We start from the raw sequence: 18,894 nt of genomic DNA on the forward strand, positions 1-18,894 counted from the left end.
CAATGAACAACGCATCCAGTTACCCCGTTTCGGGCCGCGGGCCGGCCGATCACGAGGTGCGCGACCAGATCGTGATCGCCGCCACCGAGCATTTCAGCCGCTATGGCTACGAGAAGACCGCCGTATCGGACCTGGCCAAGACCGTCGGCTTTTCCAAGGCGTACATCTACAAGTTCTTCGAGTCCAAGCAGGCCATCGGCGAGGCGATCTGCTCCCACTGCCTGCGCGAGATCGAGACAGAGGTGCTGGCGGCGGTCGCTGCCGCTGCGTCGCCGCCGGAGAAATTACGCAGTCTTTTCAAGGCGATCATCGAGGCCAGCCTGCGGTTGTACTCGCGCGAGCGCAAGCTGTACGAGATCGCCACCTCAGCTGCGGTCGAGCGCTGGCCGCCGGTGATTGCCTATGAAACCCACGTCCAGGAGCTGCTGCAGGAGATCCTGCTGCAGGGACGTCAGAACGGGGATTTCGAGCGCAAGACGCCGCTGGACGAGATGGTGCGGGCGGTCTACCTGGTGATGCGGCCCTATATCAATCCGGTGCTGCTGCAGCACAGCCTGGATCACGCTGGCGAGGTATCGGCGCTGCTGTCGGCGCTGGTACTCAGGAGCCTTGCTCCATAAATTCGTTTGTGACTATTGACGAATTTAGTCACAAGTCCCAGGATGCAAGCCTTCATCAGCTTGCTTCGGGATTCCCATGCTTCGGCGCCGCCTTGTCACCTCTACCGTCCTGTGTGTCCTGCCGCTGGCACTGAGTGCCTGCGGCGGCAAGGCACAGCCCGATCCACGCACCGCCACGCCGCTGGTCCGGGCGGCCACGGTGGGCGACGCCAGCACCGCCGCGCGCAGTTTCTCCGGCACGGTCGCGGCCCGGGTCCAGAGCGATCTGGGCTTCCGGGTTGCGGGCAAGGTGTCCGAGCGGCTGGTCGATGCCGGCCAGAGCGTCAAGCGCGGGCAGCCGCTGCTGCGTATCGACCCGGTGGATCTGCAACTGGCCGCGCGCGCGCAGCAGGATGCCGTGACCGCGGCGCGGGCCCGCGCCCAGCAGACTGCCGACGATGAAGCGCGTTACCGCGATCTGCGTGGCACCGGCGCCATTTCGGCCTCTGCCTACGATCAGATCAAGGCCGCCGCCGACGCAGCCAAGGCGCAACTGAGCGCCGCCCAGGCCCAGGCCGATGTGGCACGTAACGCCAACCGCTACAGCGATTTGCTGGCCGATGCCGACGGCGTAGTGATGGAGACGCTGGTCGAGCCCGGCCAGGTGGTCGCCGCCGGACAGCCGGTGGTGCGCCTGGCGCATGCCGGCCCCCGCGAGGCGGTGATCCAGCTGCCGGAAACGCTGCGCCCGCAGGTCGGTTCCACCGCACAGGCCACGTTGTTCGGCAATGCCGCCGTCAGCGTACCGGCCACCTTGCGCCAGCTGTCCGAGAGCGCCGACCGGCTCACCCGCACCTTCGAGGCGCGTTACGTGCTGGACGGCGCGCTTGCGCAGGCACCGCTGGGCACCACCGTCAGCATTCGCCTTGCCGATGGCACCGCCGCCGGTCCGCAAGCCGGGTTGCAGGTGCCGCTGGCCGCCCTGTTCGATGCCGGCAAGGGGCCGGGCGTGTGGGTGATCGCCGGTCAACCGCCCAAGGTGAGCTGGCGGCCGGTGACCGTGCTGGGGCTGGACGATGACCATGCCAACGTCGCCGGCACGCTGGCACGCGGCGAGCGCATCGTTGCGCTGGGCGCGCACCTGTTGCGCGAAGGCGAGCAGGTACGCATTGCCGGCGGCACCGTTGCCGGCGCCAACGCAACCACGGCGTCCAGGACCGCCACGGCGGCAGGAGCGCAGCCGTGAGCGAGGGCCGATTCAATCTCTCCGCGCTCGCCGTGCGCGAGCGCTCGATCACGCTGTTTCTGATCTTGCTGATTTCGCTGGCCGGCCTGGTCGCGTTTCTCAAGCTCGGCCGCGCGGAAGACCCGGCCTTCACGGTCAAGGTGATGACCATCATCACCGCCTGGCCCGGCGCCACGCCGCAGGAAATGCAGGACCAGGTTGCCGAAAAGCTCGAAAAGCGCATGCAGGAACTGCGCTGGTACGACCGCACCGAAACCTATACGCGCCCCGGTCTTGCCTTCACCACCTTGACCCTGCTGGACAGCACACCGCCGGATCAGGTGCAGGAGCAGTTCTATCAGGCGCGCAAGAAAGCCGGCGACGAAGTGGGCAATCTGCCGGCCGGGGTGATCGGGCCGATGATCAACGACGAGTATGCCGACGTCACCTTTGCGCTGTTCGCGCTCAAGGCCAGGGGCGAGCCGCAACGGCTGCTCGCACGCGATGCGGAAACCTTGCGCCAGCGCATCCTGCACGTGCCGGGCGTCAAGAAGGTCAACATCATCGGCGAGCAGCCGGAACGCATTTTTGTCGAGTTTTCGCACCAACGCCTGGCCACCCTGGGCGTCAGCCCGCAGGATGTGTTTGCCGCGCTCAACACCCAGAATGCGTTGAACGCCGCCGGCTCGGTGGAAACGCGCGGCCCGCAGGTATTCATCCGCCTGGATGGCGCGCTGGACAACCTGCAGAAGATCCGCGACACCCCGTTGGTGGTGCAAGGCCGCACGCTGAAGTTGTCGGATATCGCCACGGTCAAGCGCGGTTACGAAGATCCGTCCACCTTCATCATCCGCAGTGGTGGCGAGCAGGCATTGCTGCTCGGCATCATCATGCGCGACGGCTGGAACGGGCTGGATCTGGGCAAAGCGCTGGACAGCGAAGTGGGCGCGATCAACGCCGAGCTGCCGCTGGGCATGACCCTGAGCAAGGTCACCGACCAGGCGGTCAACATCGACGCGTCGGTCGGCGAGTTCATGACCAAGTTCTTCGTCGCGCTGCTGGTGGTGATGCTGGTGTGCTTCGTCAGCATGGGCTGGCGCGTGGGCATCGTGGTGGCGGCCGCGGTGCCGCTGACGCTGGCGGCGGTGTTCGTGGTGATGCTGGCCACCGGCAAGAACTTCGACCGCATCACGCTGGGGTCGTTGATCCTGGCGCTGGGATTATTGGTGGACGACGCCATCATCGCGATCGAAATGATGGTGGTGAAGATGGAAGAAGGCTATAGCCGCGTCGCCGCCTCGGCGTATGCGTGGAGCCATACTGCCGCGCCGATGTTGTCCGGTACGCTGGTGACCGCGGTCGGCTTCATGCCCAACGGGTTTGCCGCCTCCACCGCTGGCGAATACACCAGCAACATGTTCTGGATCGTGGGCATCGCGTTGATCGTGTCGTGGGTGGTGGCCGTGGTGTTTACGCCTTATCTGGGCGTCAAGATGTTGCCGGACCTGAAGAAGATCGAAGGCGGCCATGCCGCGATGTACGACACGCCGCGCTACAACCGCTTCCGTGCGGCGCTGGCACAGGCGATTGCGCGCAAGTGGCTGGTGGCCGGCTCGGTGGTGGGGCTGTTCGTGGTGGCGATCCTGGGCATGGGCATCGTCAAGAAGCAATTCTTCCCGATCTCCGATCGCCCCGAAGTCCTGGTCGAAGTGCAACTGCCGTACGGCAGCGCGATCACCCAGACCAGCGCGGCCACGGCGAAGGTGGAAGCCTGGCTGGCCAGGCAGGACGAAGCGAAGATCGTCACCGCCTATATCGGGCAGGGCGCGCCGCGCTTCTTCCTGGCGATGGGCCCGGAACTGCCGGATCCGTCCTTCGCCAAGATCGTGATCCGCACCGACGACCAGCAGCAACGCGATGCACTGAAGCGGCGCTTGCGTCAGGCCGTCGCCGAAGGCCTGGCACCGGAGGCGCGCGTGCGCGTGACCCAACTCACCTTCGGTCCGTACTCGCAGTTTCCGGTGGCCTACCGGGTCAGCGGTGCCGACCCGCAGGTGGTGCGTGGCATCGCCGCGCAGGTCAGGCAGGTCATGCAGGCCAGCCCGATGCTGCGCACCGTCAACACCGACTGGGGTACGCGCACTCCAACGCTGCATTTCACCCTGGACCAGGACCGCCTGCAGGCGGTGGGGTTGACCTCGTCCGCTGTGGCCCAGCAACTGCAGTTCCTGCTCAGCGGCGTGCCGATCACCCTGGTGCGTGAGGATATCCGCAGCGTGCAGGTGGTGGCGCGCTCGGCCGGCGACACGCGCTTTGATCCGGCACGCATCGCCGACTTCACCCTGGCCGGTGCCAGCGGGCAACGCGTACCGCTGTCGCAGGTGGGCAAGGTGGATGTGCGCATGGAAGAACCGATCCTGCGCCGCCGCGATCGCGTGCCGACGATCACCGTCGGCGGCGATGTCGACGACCAACTGCAGCCGCCGGATGTCTCGGCCGCGATCACCAAACAGTTGCAGCCGATCATCGAACGACTGCCTAGCGGCTACCGCATCACCGAAGCCGGTGCCATCGAGGAATCCGGCAAGGCCACTACGGCGATGCTGCCGTTGTTCCCGATCATGCTGGCGGCCACCTTGCTGATCATCATTCTGCAGGTGCGTTCGATCTCGGCGATGGTGATGGTGTTTCTGACCAGCCCGCTCGGCCTGATCGGCGTGGTGCCGACCTTGATCGTGTTCCAGCAGCCGTTCGGCATCAACGCGCTGGTGGGGTTGATTGCGCTGTCGGGCATCTTGATGCGCAACACGCTGATCCTGATCGGCCAGATCCATCACAACGAAGCCGAAGGGCTGGACCCGTTTCATGCGCTGGTGGAAGCCACCGTGCAACGTGCGCGCCCGGTGATCCTGACCGCGCTGGCGGCGATCCTGGCCTTCATTCCGCTGACCCATTCGGTGTTCTGGGGCACGCTGGCCTACACGCTGATTGGCGGCACGTTGGCCGGCACGATCCTGACCCTGGTGTTCCTGCCGGCGATGTATTCGATCTGGTTCAAGATCCGCCCCGATGCCGACCGTGCGCCAACGGTGGCGGCCTGATCCACCACACGACGGCACGGCTGCCGTCGTTGCATGACGCGGGCACGCACGCTGCCCGCGTGGCCGAGACAGCACGCCTGTCTCGGCCGCAACGCCACACCCGCCTACATCTCCCCCTCTTGAAGGAAGTGCCATGCAACAGCAGACAGTGGTCCTCATCACCGGAGTGTCCTCGGGCATCGGTCGCGCCGCAGCGGCGCGCTTTGCTGCGCGTGGTTGCACGGTGTACGGCAGCGTTCGCGCGCTGGCTACCGCCACGCCGCTGTCAGGCGTGCAACTGGTGGAGATGGACGTGCGCAACGCCGACTCGGTGAACCGCGCGGTGGCTGGCATCATCGAGCAGGCCGGCCAAATCGATGTGCTGGTCAACAATGCCGGTGCCAACCTGGTGGGTGCAGTGGAAGAAACCAGCACCGAGGAAGCCGCTGCGTTGCTCGACACCAACGTGCTCGGCATCCTGCGCACCATTCAGGCGGTGGCGCCTTCCATGCGCGCCAGGCGCCAGGGACGCATCGTCAATGTCAGCTCGGTGCTGGGCTTCTTGCCGGCGCCGTATATGGGCGTGTATGCCGCGTCCAAACACGCGGTGGAAGGCCTGTCGGAAACGCTGGACCATGAGCTGCGCCAGTTTGGTGTGCGCGTGAGCCTGGTGCAGCCGTCGTACACCAAGACCAGCCTGGGCAGCAATTCGCCCCTGACCCACACCTCGCTGGGCGACTACGAGCGCGAGCGCGGCGTGGTCACCCGTGCCGTGATGCAGAGTATCGATAGCGCACCTGCAGCAGACAGCGTGGCCAGCACGGTGGTGGAAGCCGCGCTGGGTACATGGCGCATGCGTCGCACGCCAGCAGGCAAGGCATCGCTATTGCGCACGCTGCGGCGCTTCATGCCGGCCAGTGCGGTGGATGCGAGCCTGCGCAAGCAGCTTGGGCTGCGCTGATCCGTCGATGGCGGCGAGTCAACGCAGAGCAGGCAACGGTCGGGCTGTCCCGCTCGACGCCCGGACCCGCAGGGCGCACGTCGGCGCCAAGATTCGGGTCACGGCGACCAATCCCTGCGCGCCGTTCCAGCTCGTACCGCAATAACGGGCATGCGTGCGCCTGCAACGTCGCACCGCATGCCGATGCTACGGCGATCGCGTGCGTTGCCCGATCACACCTGATCGGTGGGAAGCACGAACACTTCGGCGATAGTGACGTTGGCCGGCGCCTGCGCTGCATACAGGATGGTGTCGGCGATATCCATCGGGTCGAGCATCTGCACCATGCCGGCGTATCCGGCCATCATCGCCTTGTATTCGTCGCTGGTGGTTTGTGCCGGCAGCTCGGTGGCGGTGGCGCCAGGCTGGATGCTGGTCACGCGGATATTGTGCTTCTTGCCGACTTCCATCCGTAGCCCTTCGGAGAAGACGCTGACCGCGAACTTGGTTGCCGAGTAAACCGCAAACCCCTGGCCAAATACCTTGCGCCCTGCAATCGAGGAGGTATTGAAAACGTGCCCGGAATGCTGCGCGATCATGTGCGGCAGGACGGCCGCGGTGACATTCAAGACGCCCTTGAGATTGACGTCGACCATCTGCTCCCATTCGTCGGTGTGGAAATCGTCGATATTGGAGAGCGGCATGACGCCTGCGTTATTGACCAGGATATCGATCGCGCCATAAGCGGCGATCAGCTTTTCGACACCGGCATTGACCGACGCCTTGTTGGCGACATCGAGCTCGAGGACCACGGCTTGCCCGCCCGCCTGCTCGATCTCTGCCTTCAATGCGGCCAGGCGATCGGTGCGGCGCGCGGCGATGCCGACCTTGACGCCGGCAGCGGCAAGTTTCTTTGCCGTTGCACCGCCGATACCGCTCGATGCACCGGTAATCAGTGCCACTTTTTCACGAAGATCAATTGTTGACATGAGGATTTACTCGCTGGGGGTGTTTCGATGATTTGGAAAGGCGCACTGCCTTTTAAATCCGGCTTCAGTGCCAGCGAGAGAGTATCCATCCTATACTTGGTTTCCAATTACGCACTTTGAAGGTACTAGATATGGCCGAGGATACTGCCCCGCATTGCAACCTCGATCGCATTTCAGATATCCGCATCGTGCTGGAGCCGATTGCGAACAAATGGTCGATCATGATCATGACGGTGTTGTGCGCCGGGCCGCAGCGATTCAACAGCATCAAGCGGCAGCTCGATGGCGTGACGCATAAATCGTTGACCGAGGCGTTGAGACGGCTCGAGCGCGTCGGGCTCATCAGCCGGCAGGTGATCTCATCCTCGCCAGTGGCCGTGCAATATCAGCGCACCGCGTTGGGCGATACCCTGGAAGGCCCCTTGGTTGCATTGCTGTATTGGTGCCAGGATCACGCCGATGAAGTGCTTGCAGCCGAAAAACGCTTCGAACACACCCAGGTGCCGGCAGAGGCCTCGCCATCACGCAGTGGCGTAAGCGGCCGCGCAGTGATCTGACCCGTCAGGCCGCTAGGGCAGCGCATCGCGAAAACGGCAACCTGCGGCAGCGCTGACGGTCGCTGTTTCCGGGCCAAATCGCCGTGGTCCGCGCAGAACTGGCGATGACAGCGCGGTCGCCCGCACGCCACAGGGGCATGCAGCGGTCGCGCGGCACGCCTGGACGCGGGCGATTCACCCACAACGCCCGCGTGGCCCCACAATAGGCGGCCAGTTCCCCAACCGATGTCCCCATGCGCAAGACCTACCAGCTCAACCTCGAAGGCAAGAACCGCGACCGTCTGCTGGAAGCCAGCAAGAACGATATCCGCAAGTACATCCGCCGCGAGCGCCGCAAGGACCTGCCCGACGGCGCGGACTACTGGGACTTCGACATGCGCTTCGGGGTGGACGAGGCCAGCGCCGCGCCGCTGCCGCCGGCCGAGTTGATCCGTGCGATCAATGCGCTGACCGGCGAAGGCGGCGACCAGTATTTCGTGGAGATCCTGCGCAAGCCGGGCAAGCGCACGCCGCGGGTTGCCGGCGACAGCGATCACGGCGGCGAGCTGGACTTCGAGCAGGACTGATGCGCAGGGTGCGGGCCGGGCAGGCGCGCGACTGCATGCAGGTCTGCCGGTGCTGCTGTGGTCCCCGCTGCCGTCAGGCGTGCGCTGGCTGGCGAGCCTGCCGTAGAGGCGACGCGCATGCAGTGCGCTTACCCTATGCCTGGCGCACGCTGCGGTTCGAACGTGTCAACTGAGGTGCCCGCCTGGCACAGCGTCAATGCGACGGGTCCGGTGGTGCGGCCGCCTTCGCTGCCCGCAGCTTGTCCTTCTTGCTGGGGCGCTTGCCCTTGATGCCGCCGTTGGCGTCGGCCGGACGCGCCGCTGCCTCCTGCGATTGCGGTGTCGGCGGTGCCGAGGTCTGGGTCGGCTCGAAACCGGCGACAACGCCGATCGGCACGCGCAGGCCCTGACGTTTTTCGATCAGCCGCCATTGCGCCTGGCTGTCTGCAGTGACCAGACTGATCGCCAGCCCGCTGGCGCCAGCGCGCGCGGTGCGGCCGATGCGATGGGTGTAGTCCACGGTGGAGCGGGGCAAGTCGTAATTGACCACCGCCGGCAATGCATCGATATCGATGCCGCGCCCGGCAAGATCGGTGGCCACCAGCACTTGCACCTGGTGCTGCTTGAACGCGTGCAAGGTGCGCTCGCGGCGGCCCTGGCTCAGCTCGCCATGCAGCGGCTGTGCGTTGATGCCGGTCTTGGTGAGTTTTTCGGCGACCTTGTCGGCGGTGTGGCGGCTGGCGACGAACACCAGCACGTGCGACCAGCCGTGCTCGGTCAGCAGGTGCCGCAGCAGGTGCGTGCGTTGGCCGGCATCCACCGCGATGGCGCGCTGTTCGATCGCCGGGGCCTGCTCGGGCGTGGCTTGGATGGTGATGCGCAGCGGGTCGCGCAGCCGGCGTTTGGCCAGCGCGGCGATGGCCGGCGGATAGGTGGCCGAAAACAGCACGCTCTGCCGTTGCGCCGGCAACAACGCCAGGATGCGATCGAGCTCCGCGCCAAAACCCAGCTCCAGCAAGCGGTCGGCCTCGTCCAGCACCAGCGTGGCCACCTCGCCCAGGCGCAGTGCGTTGTGATCGACCAGATCCAGCAACCGGCCGGGCGTGGCCACCACGATGTCGGCACCGCCACGCAGCGCCAATAGCTGCGGGTTGATCGAACTGCCGCCGATGGCGACCACCGTCTTCAGACGACGTGGCAGGTGCGCGGCCAGCTGACGCAGCGTGTCGTCTACCTGCGCCGCCAGTTCGCGCGTGGGCACCAATACCACTGCACCGAGCACGCGTGGCGCGGTGTCTGGCGCCAGCATGCGTTGCTGCAGCAGGGGTAATGCGTAGGCCAGCGTCTTGCCTGAGCCGGTCTGCGCCATCGCGATCAGGTCGCGCCCGGCCAGCATTGGCGGGATGGCCTGCTGCTGGATCGGCGTGGGCGTGCGATGACCGGCCTTGCTCAGCGCGGTGTCGAAGAACGGCTGCAGCTGCGGCGACAGCGAGAGATGGGCAAATGACATGGCCGCGATTATCCAGGCATTTGCGCTGCAATGGTCGGTAGGACGTCATGCGGTGTTGCCGCTGGGCAATGCATCGATAGGCGGGCAGGGCGCTGTAACCAGAGCGCAGAACCGCTGCGCGGCAGCGCGTCTCTCCATATCGTCCAGATCCATCGCAGCACAACGCGTAACGCAGTCAAGATTTCGACCCCATGGATTCTTAGGGGCGATCAGATGTTTGAATCAACAGACTGGTCCGTCGAGTGCGCGGTGCCCTCACCGCTTGCGGGACACGCCGTGAATCCATCCGTGGAGGCTCCTTGGCGGCATCCATGCCGCCAAGGGTCCCGCAACCGGCGAGGGCACCGCACCAGAAAGTTGGTCGGTGGTCGAATGAAAAGCTGCTTGCTCCACATGCATCGACCACTGAGCCATTGAACCCGCCCATCGTTCTCCAACGATGCACATCGCGCACCGCTCTTGACCGTGCACACCGACCCCTCGACTGGTCCTTGTCGATCACCGTCGCGGGACCTTACGCGGCATGGATGCCGCGTAAGAGCCTACAAGGACGTGCTCGCGGCGTGTCCCGCGATGGGGGGGGGCGGCAAGGGTCCTGCAGCTAAACCTGGGGTTTGCAACTGATCGGATGCGCCGCAATCCAGACGCCGCGTCATGCCCTGCTTGTAACCATGCACACCGACCATCTTGACTGGTCCTTGCCTGCCCACCGTCGCGGGACCTTACGCGGCATGGATGCCGCGTAAGAGCCTACAAGGACGTACTTGCGGCGTGTCCCGCGACGGTGGGCGGGCAAGGGCCCTGCAGCCAGGCCGCAGGTCGGCCGTTCTACGAGTGATCTGTCCGCAATATTCAAGCTCGCAAGACACGGAATCCGAAGCAATAAAGGCTCCACCGCGGCCTCCATGCCGCCACGGGTTCCGCAAGCGGCGAGCTCATCGAACCGCGGGTCCGGTCGCGCGTGGTTGGATGCGACGAGGCGAACCGCACCCACCGAGCGGTGGGCGCGGCCGTTTCTGCAATCCGCCCGTTAGTTGGCCAGCGCCAGATCGTCCAGCAGCGCGCGCAGGAAGCGTGCGGCTTCGCCGCCGGTGGCGGCGCGGTGGTCGAAGGTCAACGACAACGGCATCACCTTGTGGGTTTCCACCCCGCCCATCACCGGCGTGAGCTGGTAACGCGCACGGCCGGCGGCGACGATGGCCACGCATGGCGGTACCACCACCGGCGTGGCGTAACGGCCGGCGAACATGCCGAAGTTGGACAGCGAAATGGTGTAGCCGCTCAATTCGGAAGCGGCGATGCTGCGGTTTTCCACCTGCTGGCGCAGCCGGTTGACGCTTTCGCGGATGCCATGCGCATCGAGCATGTCGGCATTGCGCAGCGCCGGCACGAACAGGCCTTCTTCGGTATCCACCGCAATGCCGATATCGACCTGGTTGTGCAGGGTGCGGCTGAGCGCATCGCCGTCGAACCAGGCGTTGAGCGCGGGCACGGCCTGGCATGCACGCACGATGGCACGCACCAGACGCACGGTGACATCGTTACCGGGTTGCCAGGCGTGCAGGTCGGCATCGTCGTTGAGCGTGGTCGGCACCACCTTGCTGTGCGCATCGGCCATCACGCGCGCCATATTGCGCCGCACGCCCTTGAGCTGTTCGGGCTGGCCCTTGGCGACCACGCCTGGTGGCTGGGTGCGCATGGGTTTGCCGCTGGTGGAGAGAGTGGAGCGGGGCTGGCCCTCATCCGCCCTGCGGGCACCTTCTCCCGCAGGCGGGAGAAGGGACGCGATTGCCGGGCGATCCCTGCCGTGGTCAGCGCTCCCGGTGGCTCTGCCACCTTCAGCGAACGGACCGCGAACGAACGGACCTTCGGCGAACGGACCACTCGCGAGCGCACCACCTCTCCCGCTGGCGGGAGAGGTCGGCGCGCCATGCGCGCCGGGTGAGGGCTGCGCGGTGCCTGCAGCAGCCGCCTGCTTCACGTCCGCCAGCGTCACCGTGCCGTCCGGCCCGGTGGCGCGGACCTGCGCCAGGTCCACGCGCAGCTTGCGGGCGAGCGCGCGCACCACCGGCATGGCGCGGACGCCGCCGACCGCGATGGCCTGTTCGCTCTGCACGGTGTTGGAGCTCTGCATCGCACCGACCACGGTGCCGGCGTCATCGCGCTCGCCTGCGGCACTGGAATCTGCATCCGCATCGGCGATCTCGCCGCCGTTGTCGGAGGCGACCACACGTTCGGTCGGGCCAGCTGCGCTCTGTCCGGTGCTCGGCGTTGCCGCCTGTGCGCTGCCGCCGTGACCATGTCCATGACCGGTGTCCTGGCCATCGGCGCGCTGCGGCTGCGAGGCATCCAGTGCGAACTGCGCCAGCATGGAGCCGGTCACGATCACATCGCCTGCCGCACCGGCCAGCTTGACCACGGTGCCGGAGAACGGCGAAGGCACCTCGACCACGGCCTTGGCGGTTTCCATCGACACCAGCGGGTCGTCCAGGCGCACGCTGTCGCCCTCCTTGACGAACCACTCGACGATGGTGGCATCGGGCAGGCCTTCGCCCAGGTCGGGCAAATGAAAATTCTTAGCTTCGCTCATGGCAGATTCTCTTGCACCGCAGGCAACTGCGGCGTGGTGTCGTCGAGGAGTTCCAGGTCGGCCGCCGGCAGCCAGCCCTGCGCGCCATCGGCACGCTCGGACCACCACCAACCGCCGTGTTCGTGATGCAGCAACACGTCCTCGCCCTGGCGGGCATCGAGTTCGCGTGCGTCGTAATCGCGCAGCGCTTCGGCCAGGCCGTCGCCGAGCGGGCGCAGCCAGGCCAGCGGCGCCCAGCCGGCACGGCCGTCGTCGGTCGTGACCCAGGCAAACGCCGGCCATTCTTCATCGCGTACGCCCACGCTTACCTGCCGGCCCGCCTGAAAGCGGACCGGGTTGGCGTAGGCGGCGCGATGTTCGCAAAGCAGACGGGCGCGCATGTCAGCCCGCAGCCACCGCGCGGCGCGCTGCGGTGACAATGCGCTCCACGCTCGGCAGGTACTTCATCTCCAGCCGGAACAGCGGGATATGCGTGTCGTAACCGGTGACGCGTTCGACCGGCGCAAGCAGGTCGTACATCGATTTTTCCGCCAGCTGCGCGGCGATCTCGGCACCGAAGCCGGCGGTGCGCGGGGCTTCCTGCACGATCACGCAGCGGCCGGTCTTGGCCACCGATTCGGCAATGGTGTCGAAGTCCAGCGGGCGCAGCGTGGCCACGTCGATGACTTCGGCGCTGATGCCTTCGCCGGCGAGCTTGTCGGCCGCTTCCAGCGCTTCCTTGACCTGCGCGCCCCAGGTGACCAGGGTGACGTCGGTGCCGTCGCGCAGCACGAAGCACACGTCCAGCGGCAGCGCTTCGCCATCGTTGGCGACCACTTCCTTGTACTGGCGATAGATGCGCTTGGGCTCCATGTAGATCACCGGGTCCGGGTCGCGGATCGCGGCCAGCAACAGGCCGTACGCGCGCTGCGGCGAGGACGGCAACACCACGCGCAGGCCGGGCACGTTGGTGAAGATGGCCTCGTTGGCTTCGCTGTGGTGTTCCGGTGCACGGATGCCGCCGCCCCACGGCACGCGCAGCACCATCGGGCAATGCAGGCGGCCACGGGTGCGGTTGCGCAGGCGCGCGGCGTGGCAGATCAGGTGATCGACCATGGGGTACACGAAGCCGTCGAACTGCGCTTCGGCCACCGGCTTCATGCCTTGTGCGGCCAGGCCGACGCTCAGGCCCGCGATGGTGGTTTCGTCCAGCGGCGTGTCCAGCACCCGCTCGCTGCCGAAGCGCTGCTGCAGGCCGGCGGTGGCGCGGAACACGCCGCCGTTGACGCCGACATCCTCGCCCAGCACCAGCACCGCAGGGTCGTGCTCCAGCTCCCAGGCCAGCGCCTGGGTGATGGCTTCGATCAAGGTGATGGGCGAACTCATGGCGCTGTCTCCGCGCGTGGCTGCGGCGTTGTAGGGGGCACTGGCGTGGTGCGAGGTTTCCGCATGCACATGCTTGAGCTCATCCATGACGCGCCTCCAGGGCCATCACTTCGGCGCGCTGGCCCAGCAACTGGGCCGGCGGGTCGCCGTAGAGGTAATCGAACATGGCTTCCACCGGCTGCACCGGGGTATTGAGATAGGCGTTGACCTCTTCGTCGATACGCGCGCCGCATTCGGCCTTCCACGCGTCCTCCTGCTCCTGGTCCCACAGCCCTTGCGCGGTGAGATAGGTCCTCAGACGCAGCAGCGGTTCGCGCGTCCACGCCTGCTTGACCTCGTCTTCGCCGCGATAGCGGCGCGCATCGTCGGCGGTGGTGTGGTCGGTGAGGCGATAGGTCATGAACTCGATCACCGTGCCGCCGTCGCCAGCCAGCGCCCGCACGCGCGCCTGGCGCATCGCTTCGAGCACCGCGATCAGGTCGTTGCCGTCCACCTGCAGGCAATGCAGGCCGCCGGCCAAACCCTTTTGCGCGAGTGTCTGCGCACCGGTCTGCGCCGAGCGCGGCACCGAAATCGCCCAGCCGTTGTTGATCACGCACAGGATCAGCGGCAACTTGTAGGCGCCGGCCGAATTGAGCGCGGCATAGAAGTCGGTCTTGGAACTGCCGCCATCGCCGCAGCAGGCCACCGCCACCTGCGGCTTGTTCTGCAGCTTGAACGACAGCGCCGAGCCGGCCGCATGCAGGCACTGGGTGGAGATCGGCACGCAGATCGGGAAGTCGATGGCCGCATCGGCATCACGCGGATAATCGCTGCCGCGCTCGTCGCCGCCCCAATACAGCAGCACGTCGCGCGGGCGCACGCCGCGTTCGAACATGGTGCCGTACTCGCGGTAGCTGGGCGCGAACACGTCGCCGCTTCGCATCGATGCACCGATACCCACATGGGTGGCCTCATGGCCCAGGCAGGCGGCGTAGGTGCCGAGCTTGCCGGTGCGCTGCAGGGCCACCGACTTGCTGTCGAAGGTGCGCACGAACAGCATGCGCTTGAACAGGGCGAGCAGGGTTTGCGGGTTGGCGGCGTCGGCCGGCAGGTCGTCGCGGACGAAGTTGCCGTCCGCGTCCATGTATTGCAGGTATTGGATCTGGAACTGCGCGGCTACGCTCATTGCGGCGACACCTTCATCAAGAAGTTTCAAATGATATGAGTTGCCATGTTAAGGACGGCGAAGCAAAACGCTGTCCTGCACCGCAGCACACAATGATGCTGGGTTGCACAAAAAAAAGGGCGCGGACCAGGCCGCGCCCTTTGTCGCAGTAAGAAACTGCGACGTGGTGCACTGCGATCAGCGGCGCCCGGCACCGCCTCCGATCGGGGTGACGATCAGCGCCGAATCGTTGGCCGGGTTCGCATCCGGCGATGCCGAGGTGGCCCTGGCCTGCACGCGGATCGCACCGTCGGCCGGGATCGGCTTGGCTGCCACGTTCAACTGGAAGGCCAACTGCGCGCCCGGCAGCACCACTGCCGCGCTGCTGCACACGAAGCGTGCACTGCGCAGCGACTGCACCTGCTTGTCGCAGCGCCAGCCCTGCGGCGGCACCAGCTGCGACAACGCAGACACCGTATTGCCCTCGATCACCAGGCCGGGGCGCTGGGCCGGCGCGGCACCGACGTTGTCCAGCAGCACGCGGTAGCTGGCGTTGAACGCGGTGGTCGGCAGACTGGCCGGGCCATCGAACCGCACCGCCAGGTCGCTACGCGGCTGCGGCCGTGCCTGCACCACGACGGCCGCGGTGTCGGTGTTGTTGTCCGGCTGCGGGTCGGGCGATTGCGAAGCCACGGAGGCGGCCAGGGTCAGGGTGCGTCCGGCCAGGTCCGAGCCGGCATCCAGTTGCACAGCAAAACTCTGCGCAGATCCCGCCGCAAGCACCGGGATATTGCAGGTAAACGTGGTCTGTGTGGCATTGGTCTGGTTCTGGCAGATCCAGCCCGTCGGGGCAGTCAGACGCGCCCGTGCCGGCAGGTCGAACACCAACGCCAGCGCAGTGAACGGTGCCCGATCCGGCCCTCGGTTCTCTACATCCACGGTGTAGTCGATGCGCTCGCCTTCGACCACCTGGTCGCGCGCTGCGGTGACAGCCACCCGCAAGTCCGCGTTCACCTGCTTGGTCATGCGCAACAGCACCACGGTCGGATCGTGATCGGACAAGCGCGTGGGCGTGTTGGCATCGTTGCGCGCGGTGCCGGGGAAGTCCGCATTGATGCGGGCATGGCCCACCGATAGCGACGCGATGTTGGGTGCGCGCATCAGCGCAGCGTTGGCCAGGATGTGATCCAGCGACTGCACGTTGCCGTCGAAGGCGTACGAGTAGCTCTGATCGGGCGTGTTGAACCAGGTCAGATCGGTGTAGTCCGGGTCGACCAGATCCGCGCCGTCGCCGCCCACCACGGTCTGCGCATCCGGCGTCGGTTTGCCGGTGACGGTGCCCATCGCATCCACGTAGCCGTCGTTGAACTCGAAGGCGTTGAAGTCGCCCATCACCAGCACGTGTTCGTCAGGATTCACTTGCTGACGCGTCTGCAGCAGGCGCGCCAGATAGTCGGCCTGGGCCTGGCGCTTGGCGCGGATGCGGGTACCGGCCGCGTCGTCGGTCTCGGCGCCGTTGAGCGAGCGCTGATGCACCACGATGGCGGTCAGCGGCAGCGTGCGGCCGTCGGCCTGATGCACGTTGGCAGTGATCACCAGCGGCGGGCGGTCGTTGAGCAGGCTGACGCCGCCCGCCGGCTCGGCCCAGGTGGTGGCCTTGCCTTCCTGGGCGATGGAGAGCACTTCCACACGCGGCACGCCGGCGGCCACGTCGGCGGTCTTGACCAGAAAACCGACGTCGATGCCGCCGACGTCGTTGCCTTCCTGCAGGTACGCCACGTATCTGGGGTCCTGCTGGCCGGCGGCCACTGCATCGGCATTGACGCGTGCGGCCAGGGTCTGCAGCACGCTGAGGTTTTCCACTTCCACCGTGCCCAGGATGTCGGGCGTGTGCAGGTAGTTGCGGATCGCCAGCGAGGCCTTGTTGAGGCGGCCCTGGAACGCGGCCGGGGTGAGCACAGGTTCGCCGATCGCCGGGTCGTTCTGGTCGTCGAAGAAACGCTCCATGTTGTAGGTGGCCACGGCCACGTCGTCGGCCTGTGGCCGCGGCGCCGGGCGTGGTTGGTCGGCACCGTTGCAGCTCACCTGCGGGGTGCGCTCGGGATACAGCGTGTAGCGGCGGAAGCTGTAGTCCAGCGGGCCGACCACATTGAGCACCTGGCAGCCGGAGGCCAGATCCAGTCGCTCGGCGCCCACGCCGGCGCTGCCGACGGCGATCACTTCCGGATTGGTGTTCCAGCGCGGCACGCCCGCCGGCGAGCCGGCCGGCAACGGGTCGGGCAGTTGCACGCCCGGTTCGCGGTAGGCGCGCGGCACGCCGGTGACCACGGCATGGAACACGCCATTGCTGGTGGCGGTGGCGTTGACCTCGTTGACGCTGCCGCCGGTGGGCGCATTGACGGTGAGGCTGGCGGCGGCCACGCGCATGCCTTCCAGCGCTTCGAGCTGATCAAAGGCGCCGTTGGGGTTGGGGAAGTTCGCGCTCAAGGCCACCGGCATCGGCAATGGGTTGCCGGTGGAATCGGCCAGCACGGTGACGCTGCCGCCGATTTCGGTGAGCGGCGGCTGGGTCGGGTCGGCGGTGGGCACGTACTCGATCACGGTGCCCTGCACCCGCACCCGGTTGCCGATGGCCGCTGCCTCCGGTGGCGCGCTACCGGTATAGACGTAGACGCCTTCGGAGGTGGACGGATCGCCATCGGCTTCGGTATCCGGGGCCTGCAGGAAGAAGCCGGCGCTGCGGCGGGCAGTGACGATGCCCGAGGTGGCGACCACCTGGCCTTCCAGCGGCGAGCGTGCGCCCTTGCCCTGGATGGCGTGGATCGGCAGCAGGCTGAAGTCGTCGTTGAGGAGGGTGCCGGTGGCGCGCAGCGTGGCCGGCAACGCGCCGGTGAGGCCGCTGATCTGCAGCGCGAAGGTCTCGTCGGGCTCGGGCGTGGTGTCGCCCAGCACATCCACGGTGATGCTGGCACTGCGCTCGCCAGCGGCGATCCGGAAGTTGGTGGCGGGCAGGGCGATGTAATCGCTGCCGGCGGTGGCCGTGCCATCGGCCGTGGCGGCGGTGAAGCTCACCCCGCCCGCACCGGCCGGCTGGCTCAGGCTCAGCGTGAACACGACGCTGCGGGTGCCGCTGTTGCCTTCGGCCTGGCTGACATCGGCCAGCGTGGCGATCGGCTGGCCGCCGCCGCTGCACAGGCGCGCGGCGCTGGCGCTGTTGCGCGGGGCCGGCGCGCCGGTGGCGAAATCGGCTGCGTTGTTGTCGGTATCGGTGCAACCCTCGCCTGCGCGCAGCACCGCTAGCGTATTGCTGGGGGCCGGCGTGGGCGCATTGCCCTCGGCGCAGCTGGCATTGCTGCCGTAGCCGACCAGGTCGGCGTTGCCGGTGGGGCAGGTGCCGCTCAGTGCGGAAGCGGTGGCGCTTAGCGCCACCTTGCCGGCCGTGCCGCTCAGGGCCAGGGTGCCGGTGGCATCGGGGGTGGGCAGCGCAACGCTGCCGCCGCTGCCATCGGCCTGCTTGACCAGGTAATACCCGCCGGCCGGCACGCTGCCTGCCAGCGGCGTGACCTGCCAGCTGCTGCCGGCGGCCGAGGCGTACTGCACCGACCAGCCGTCCAGGCTGACCGTGGTGCTGCCGATGTTGTGCAGCTCGATGAAATCGCTGCGGAGGGTGGCCCCGCTATTGCCGCCACCGCCGTAGACCTGGCTGATGACGACCTGGGCATTGGCGTGGCCGGCAACCGCCAGCGCACAGAGAAATACGGCTGCACGACGCTGCAACACATGCATGAGATGAGAGTCCCCTGATCCTGTGAGACGTGAAACGCTCCCCTGGTCCGGCCACGTCCCTGGCCGGCAGCGCCGTTCGATTCTGCATGAATTTGCAGACCTTGGTTGACGATACGGTGACACCGGCGCAGTGGCTGCGACTGCGCTGGCGGCTGGCCGGGTGGTTCAGAAGCGAAACACCTCCCCGTCTGCCACGCCCGGAGGTGCGGCGTCCGATGAGTCGCCGGGTCTTGCGCGGCATGCTGTGCAGGCAGCCGGCTGACCCCGAGCGCGGCGGCCCAGCGCTGAAAGCAGCCAGGTAGCCAGGCAATGCGGGCTGTGCCCGCCCAGCCCCGGAACGGGGCGCCAACCAGACGCCGCAGGCATCCACGCTCTCGCATCGGATGCGGAAGAGCAACGGACGCCTGGTTCATCCATCCCGGCCACCCGGGATGCGCATTCACTGGGGCCACGCCTCGAATGGCTGCCGACCTGGACGGCACCGGCGCAGTTCGATTCCATCCCGGCGGCAACGCCCATCCACTCCCAACCGCCAACCGCCAACCGCCAACCGCCAACCGC

The 18,894-nt window shown here is 66.8% G+C and carries 13 protein-coding genes; 6 read left to right on the forward strand and 7 right to left on the reverse strand.

Annotated elements, in window-relative coordinates; translation table 11 throughout:
- Positions 1 to 2: 2 nt before the first annotated feature.
- From Y887_RS09870 to Y887_RS09885, 4 genes are all read left to right on the forward strand, one after another.
- On the forward strand, positions 3 to 620 hold the full coding sequence (locus tag Y887_RS09870) for a TetR/AcrR family transcriptional regulator (protein WP_046964161.1): 618 nt from the start codon (positions 3 to 5) through the stop codon (positions 618 to 620).
- 76 nt (positions 621 to 696) lie between these two features.
- Positions 697 to 1,845 carry an efflux RND transporter periplasmic adaptor subunit gene (locus Y887_RS09875; RefSeq protein WP_046964162.1) on the forward strand — a complete coding sequence of 383 codons (1,149 nt, stop codon included), beginning with the start codon at positions 697 to 699 and terminating at the stop codon, positions 1,843 to 1,845.
- Positions 1,842 to 4,925, forward strand: a complete 3,084-nt coding sequence (locus Y887_RS09880; RefSeq protein ID WP_046964163.1) for an efflux RND transporter permease subunit — start codon at positions 1,842 to 1,844, stop codon at positions 4,923 to 4,925. Before Y887_RS09875 ends, Y887_RS09880 begins: the two co-directional genes overlap by 4 nt.
- Before the next feature lie 133 nt (positions 4,926 to 5,058).
- Positions 5,059 to 5,865 carry an oxidoreductase gene (locus Y887_RS09885; protein WP_046964164.1) on the forward strand — a complete coding sequence of 269 codons (807 nt, stop codon included), beginning with the start codon at positions 5,059 to 5,061 and terminating at the stop codon, positions 5,863 to 5,865.
- A 212-nt stretch (positions 5,866 to 6,077) separates the two neighbouring features.
- Here Y887_RS09885 and Y887_RS09890 read toward each other — a convergent pair whose 3' ends face one another.
- Positions 6,078 to 6,833 carry an SDR family oxidoreductase gene (locus Y887_RS09890; RefSeq protein WP_046964165.1) on the reverse strand — a complete coding sequence of 252 codons (756 nt, stop codon included), beginning with the start codon at positions 6,831 to 6,833 and terminating at the stop codon, positions 6,078 to 6,080.
- 131 nt (positions 6,834 to 6,964) lie between these two features.
- Here Y887_RS09890 and Y887_RS09895 point away from each other — a divergent pair, with 131 nt between their 5' ends.
- Together Y887_RS09895 and Y887_RS09900 are read left to right on the forward strand one after the other, a co-directional pair.
- Positions 6,965 to 7,390, forward strand: a complete 426-nt coding sequence (locus Y887_RS09895) for a winged helix-turn-helix transcriptional regulator (RefSeq protein ID WP_046964166.1) — start codon at positions 6,965 to 6,967, stop codon at positions 7,388 to 7,390.
- A 233-nt stretch (positions 7,391 to 7,623) separates the two neighbouring features.
- Positions 7,624 to 7,956, forward strand: a complete 333-nt coding sequence (locus Y887_RS09900; RefSeq protein ID WP_046964167.1) for a DUF6172 family protein — start codon at positions 7,624 to 7,626, stop codon at positions 7,954 to 7,956.
- 193 nt (positions 7,957 to 8,149) lie between these two features.
- Here the strand turns inward: Y887_RS09900 and Y887_RS09905 are convergent, their stop codons facing one another.
- The 6 genes from Y887_RS09905 to Y887_RS09930 form a co-directional block, all read right to left on the reverse strand.
- Positions 8,150 to 9,445, reverse strand: a complete 1,296-nt coding sequence (locus Y887_RS09905; RefSeq protein WP_046964168.1) for a DEAD/DEAH box helicase — start codon at positions 9,443 to 9,445, stop codon at positions 8,150 to 8,152.
- A gap of 1,030 nt (positions 9,446 to 10,475) precedes the next feature.
- The gene (locus Y887_RS09910; protein WP_046964169.1) at positions 10,476 to 12,035 is read right to left on the reverse strand and encodes a dihydrolipoamide acetyltransferase family protein; all 1,560 of its coding nucleotides are present in this window, start codon (positions 12,033 to 12,035) and stop codon (positions 10,476 to 10,478) included.
- Positions 12,032 to 12,415: an SH3 domain-containing protein gene (locus Y887_RS09915; protein ID WP_046964170.1), complete on the reverse strand. Its 384-nt coding sequence runs from the start codon at positions 12,413 to 12,415 to the stop codon at positions 12,032 to 12,034. The genes Y887_RS09910 and Y887_RS09915 overlap by 4 nt, the downstream gene beginning before the upstream one ends.
- Position 12,416: 1 nt before the next feature.
- Positions 12,417 to 13,487, reverse strand: a complete 1,071-nt coding sequence (locus Y887_RS09920) for an alpha-ketoacid dehydrogenase subunit beta (protein ID WP_046964171.1) — start codon at positions 13,485 to 13,487, stop codon at positions 12,417 to 12,419.
- Positions 13,480 to 14,568 carry a pyruvate dehydrogenase (acetyl-transferring) E1 component subunit alpha gene (gene pdhA, locus Y887_RS09925; protein ID WP_046964172.1) on the reverse strand — a complete coding sequence of 363 codons (1,089 nt, stop codon included), beginning with the start codon at positions 14,566 to 14,568 and terminating at the stop codon, positions 13,480 to 13,482. The genes Y887_RS09920 and pdhA overlap by 8 nt, the downstream gene beginning before the upstream one ends.
- Before the next feature lie 177 nt (positions 14,569 to 14,745).
- The gene (locus tag Y887_RS09930) at positions 14,746 to 18,333 is read right to left on the reverse strand and encodes a lamin tail domain-containing protein (RefSeq protein WP_046964173.1); all 3,588 of its coding nucleotides are present in this window, start codon (positions 18,331 to 18,333) and stop codon (positions 14,746 to 14,748) included.
- Positions 18,334 to 18,894: the final 561 nt, after the last annotated feature.

The sequence above is a fragment of the Xanthomonas pisi DSM 18956 genome, from assembly GCF_001010415.1.
GTDB lineage: Bacteria > Pseudomonadota > Gammaproteobacteria > Xanthomonadales > Xanthomonadaceae > Xanthomonas > Xanthomonas pisi.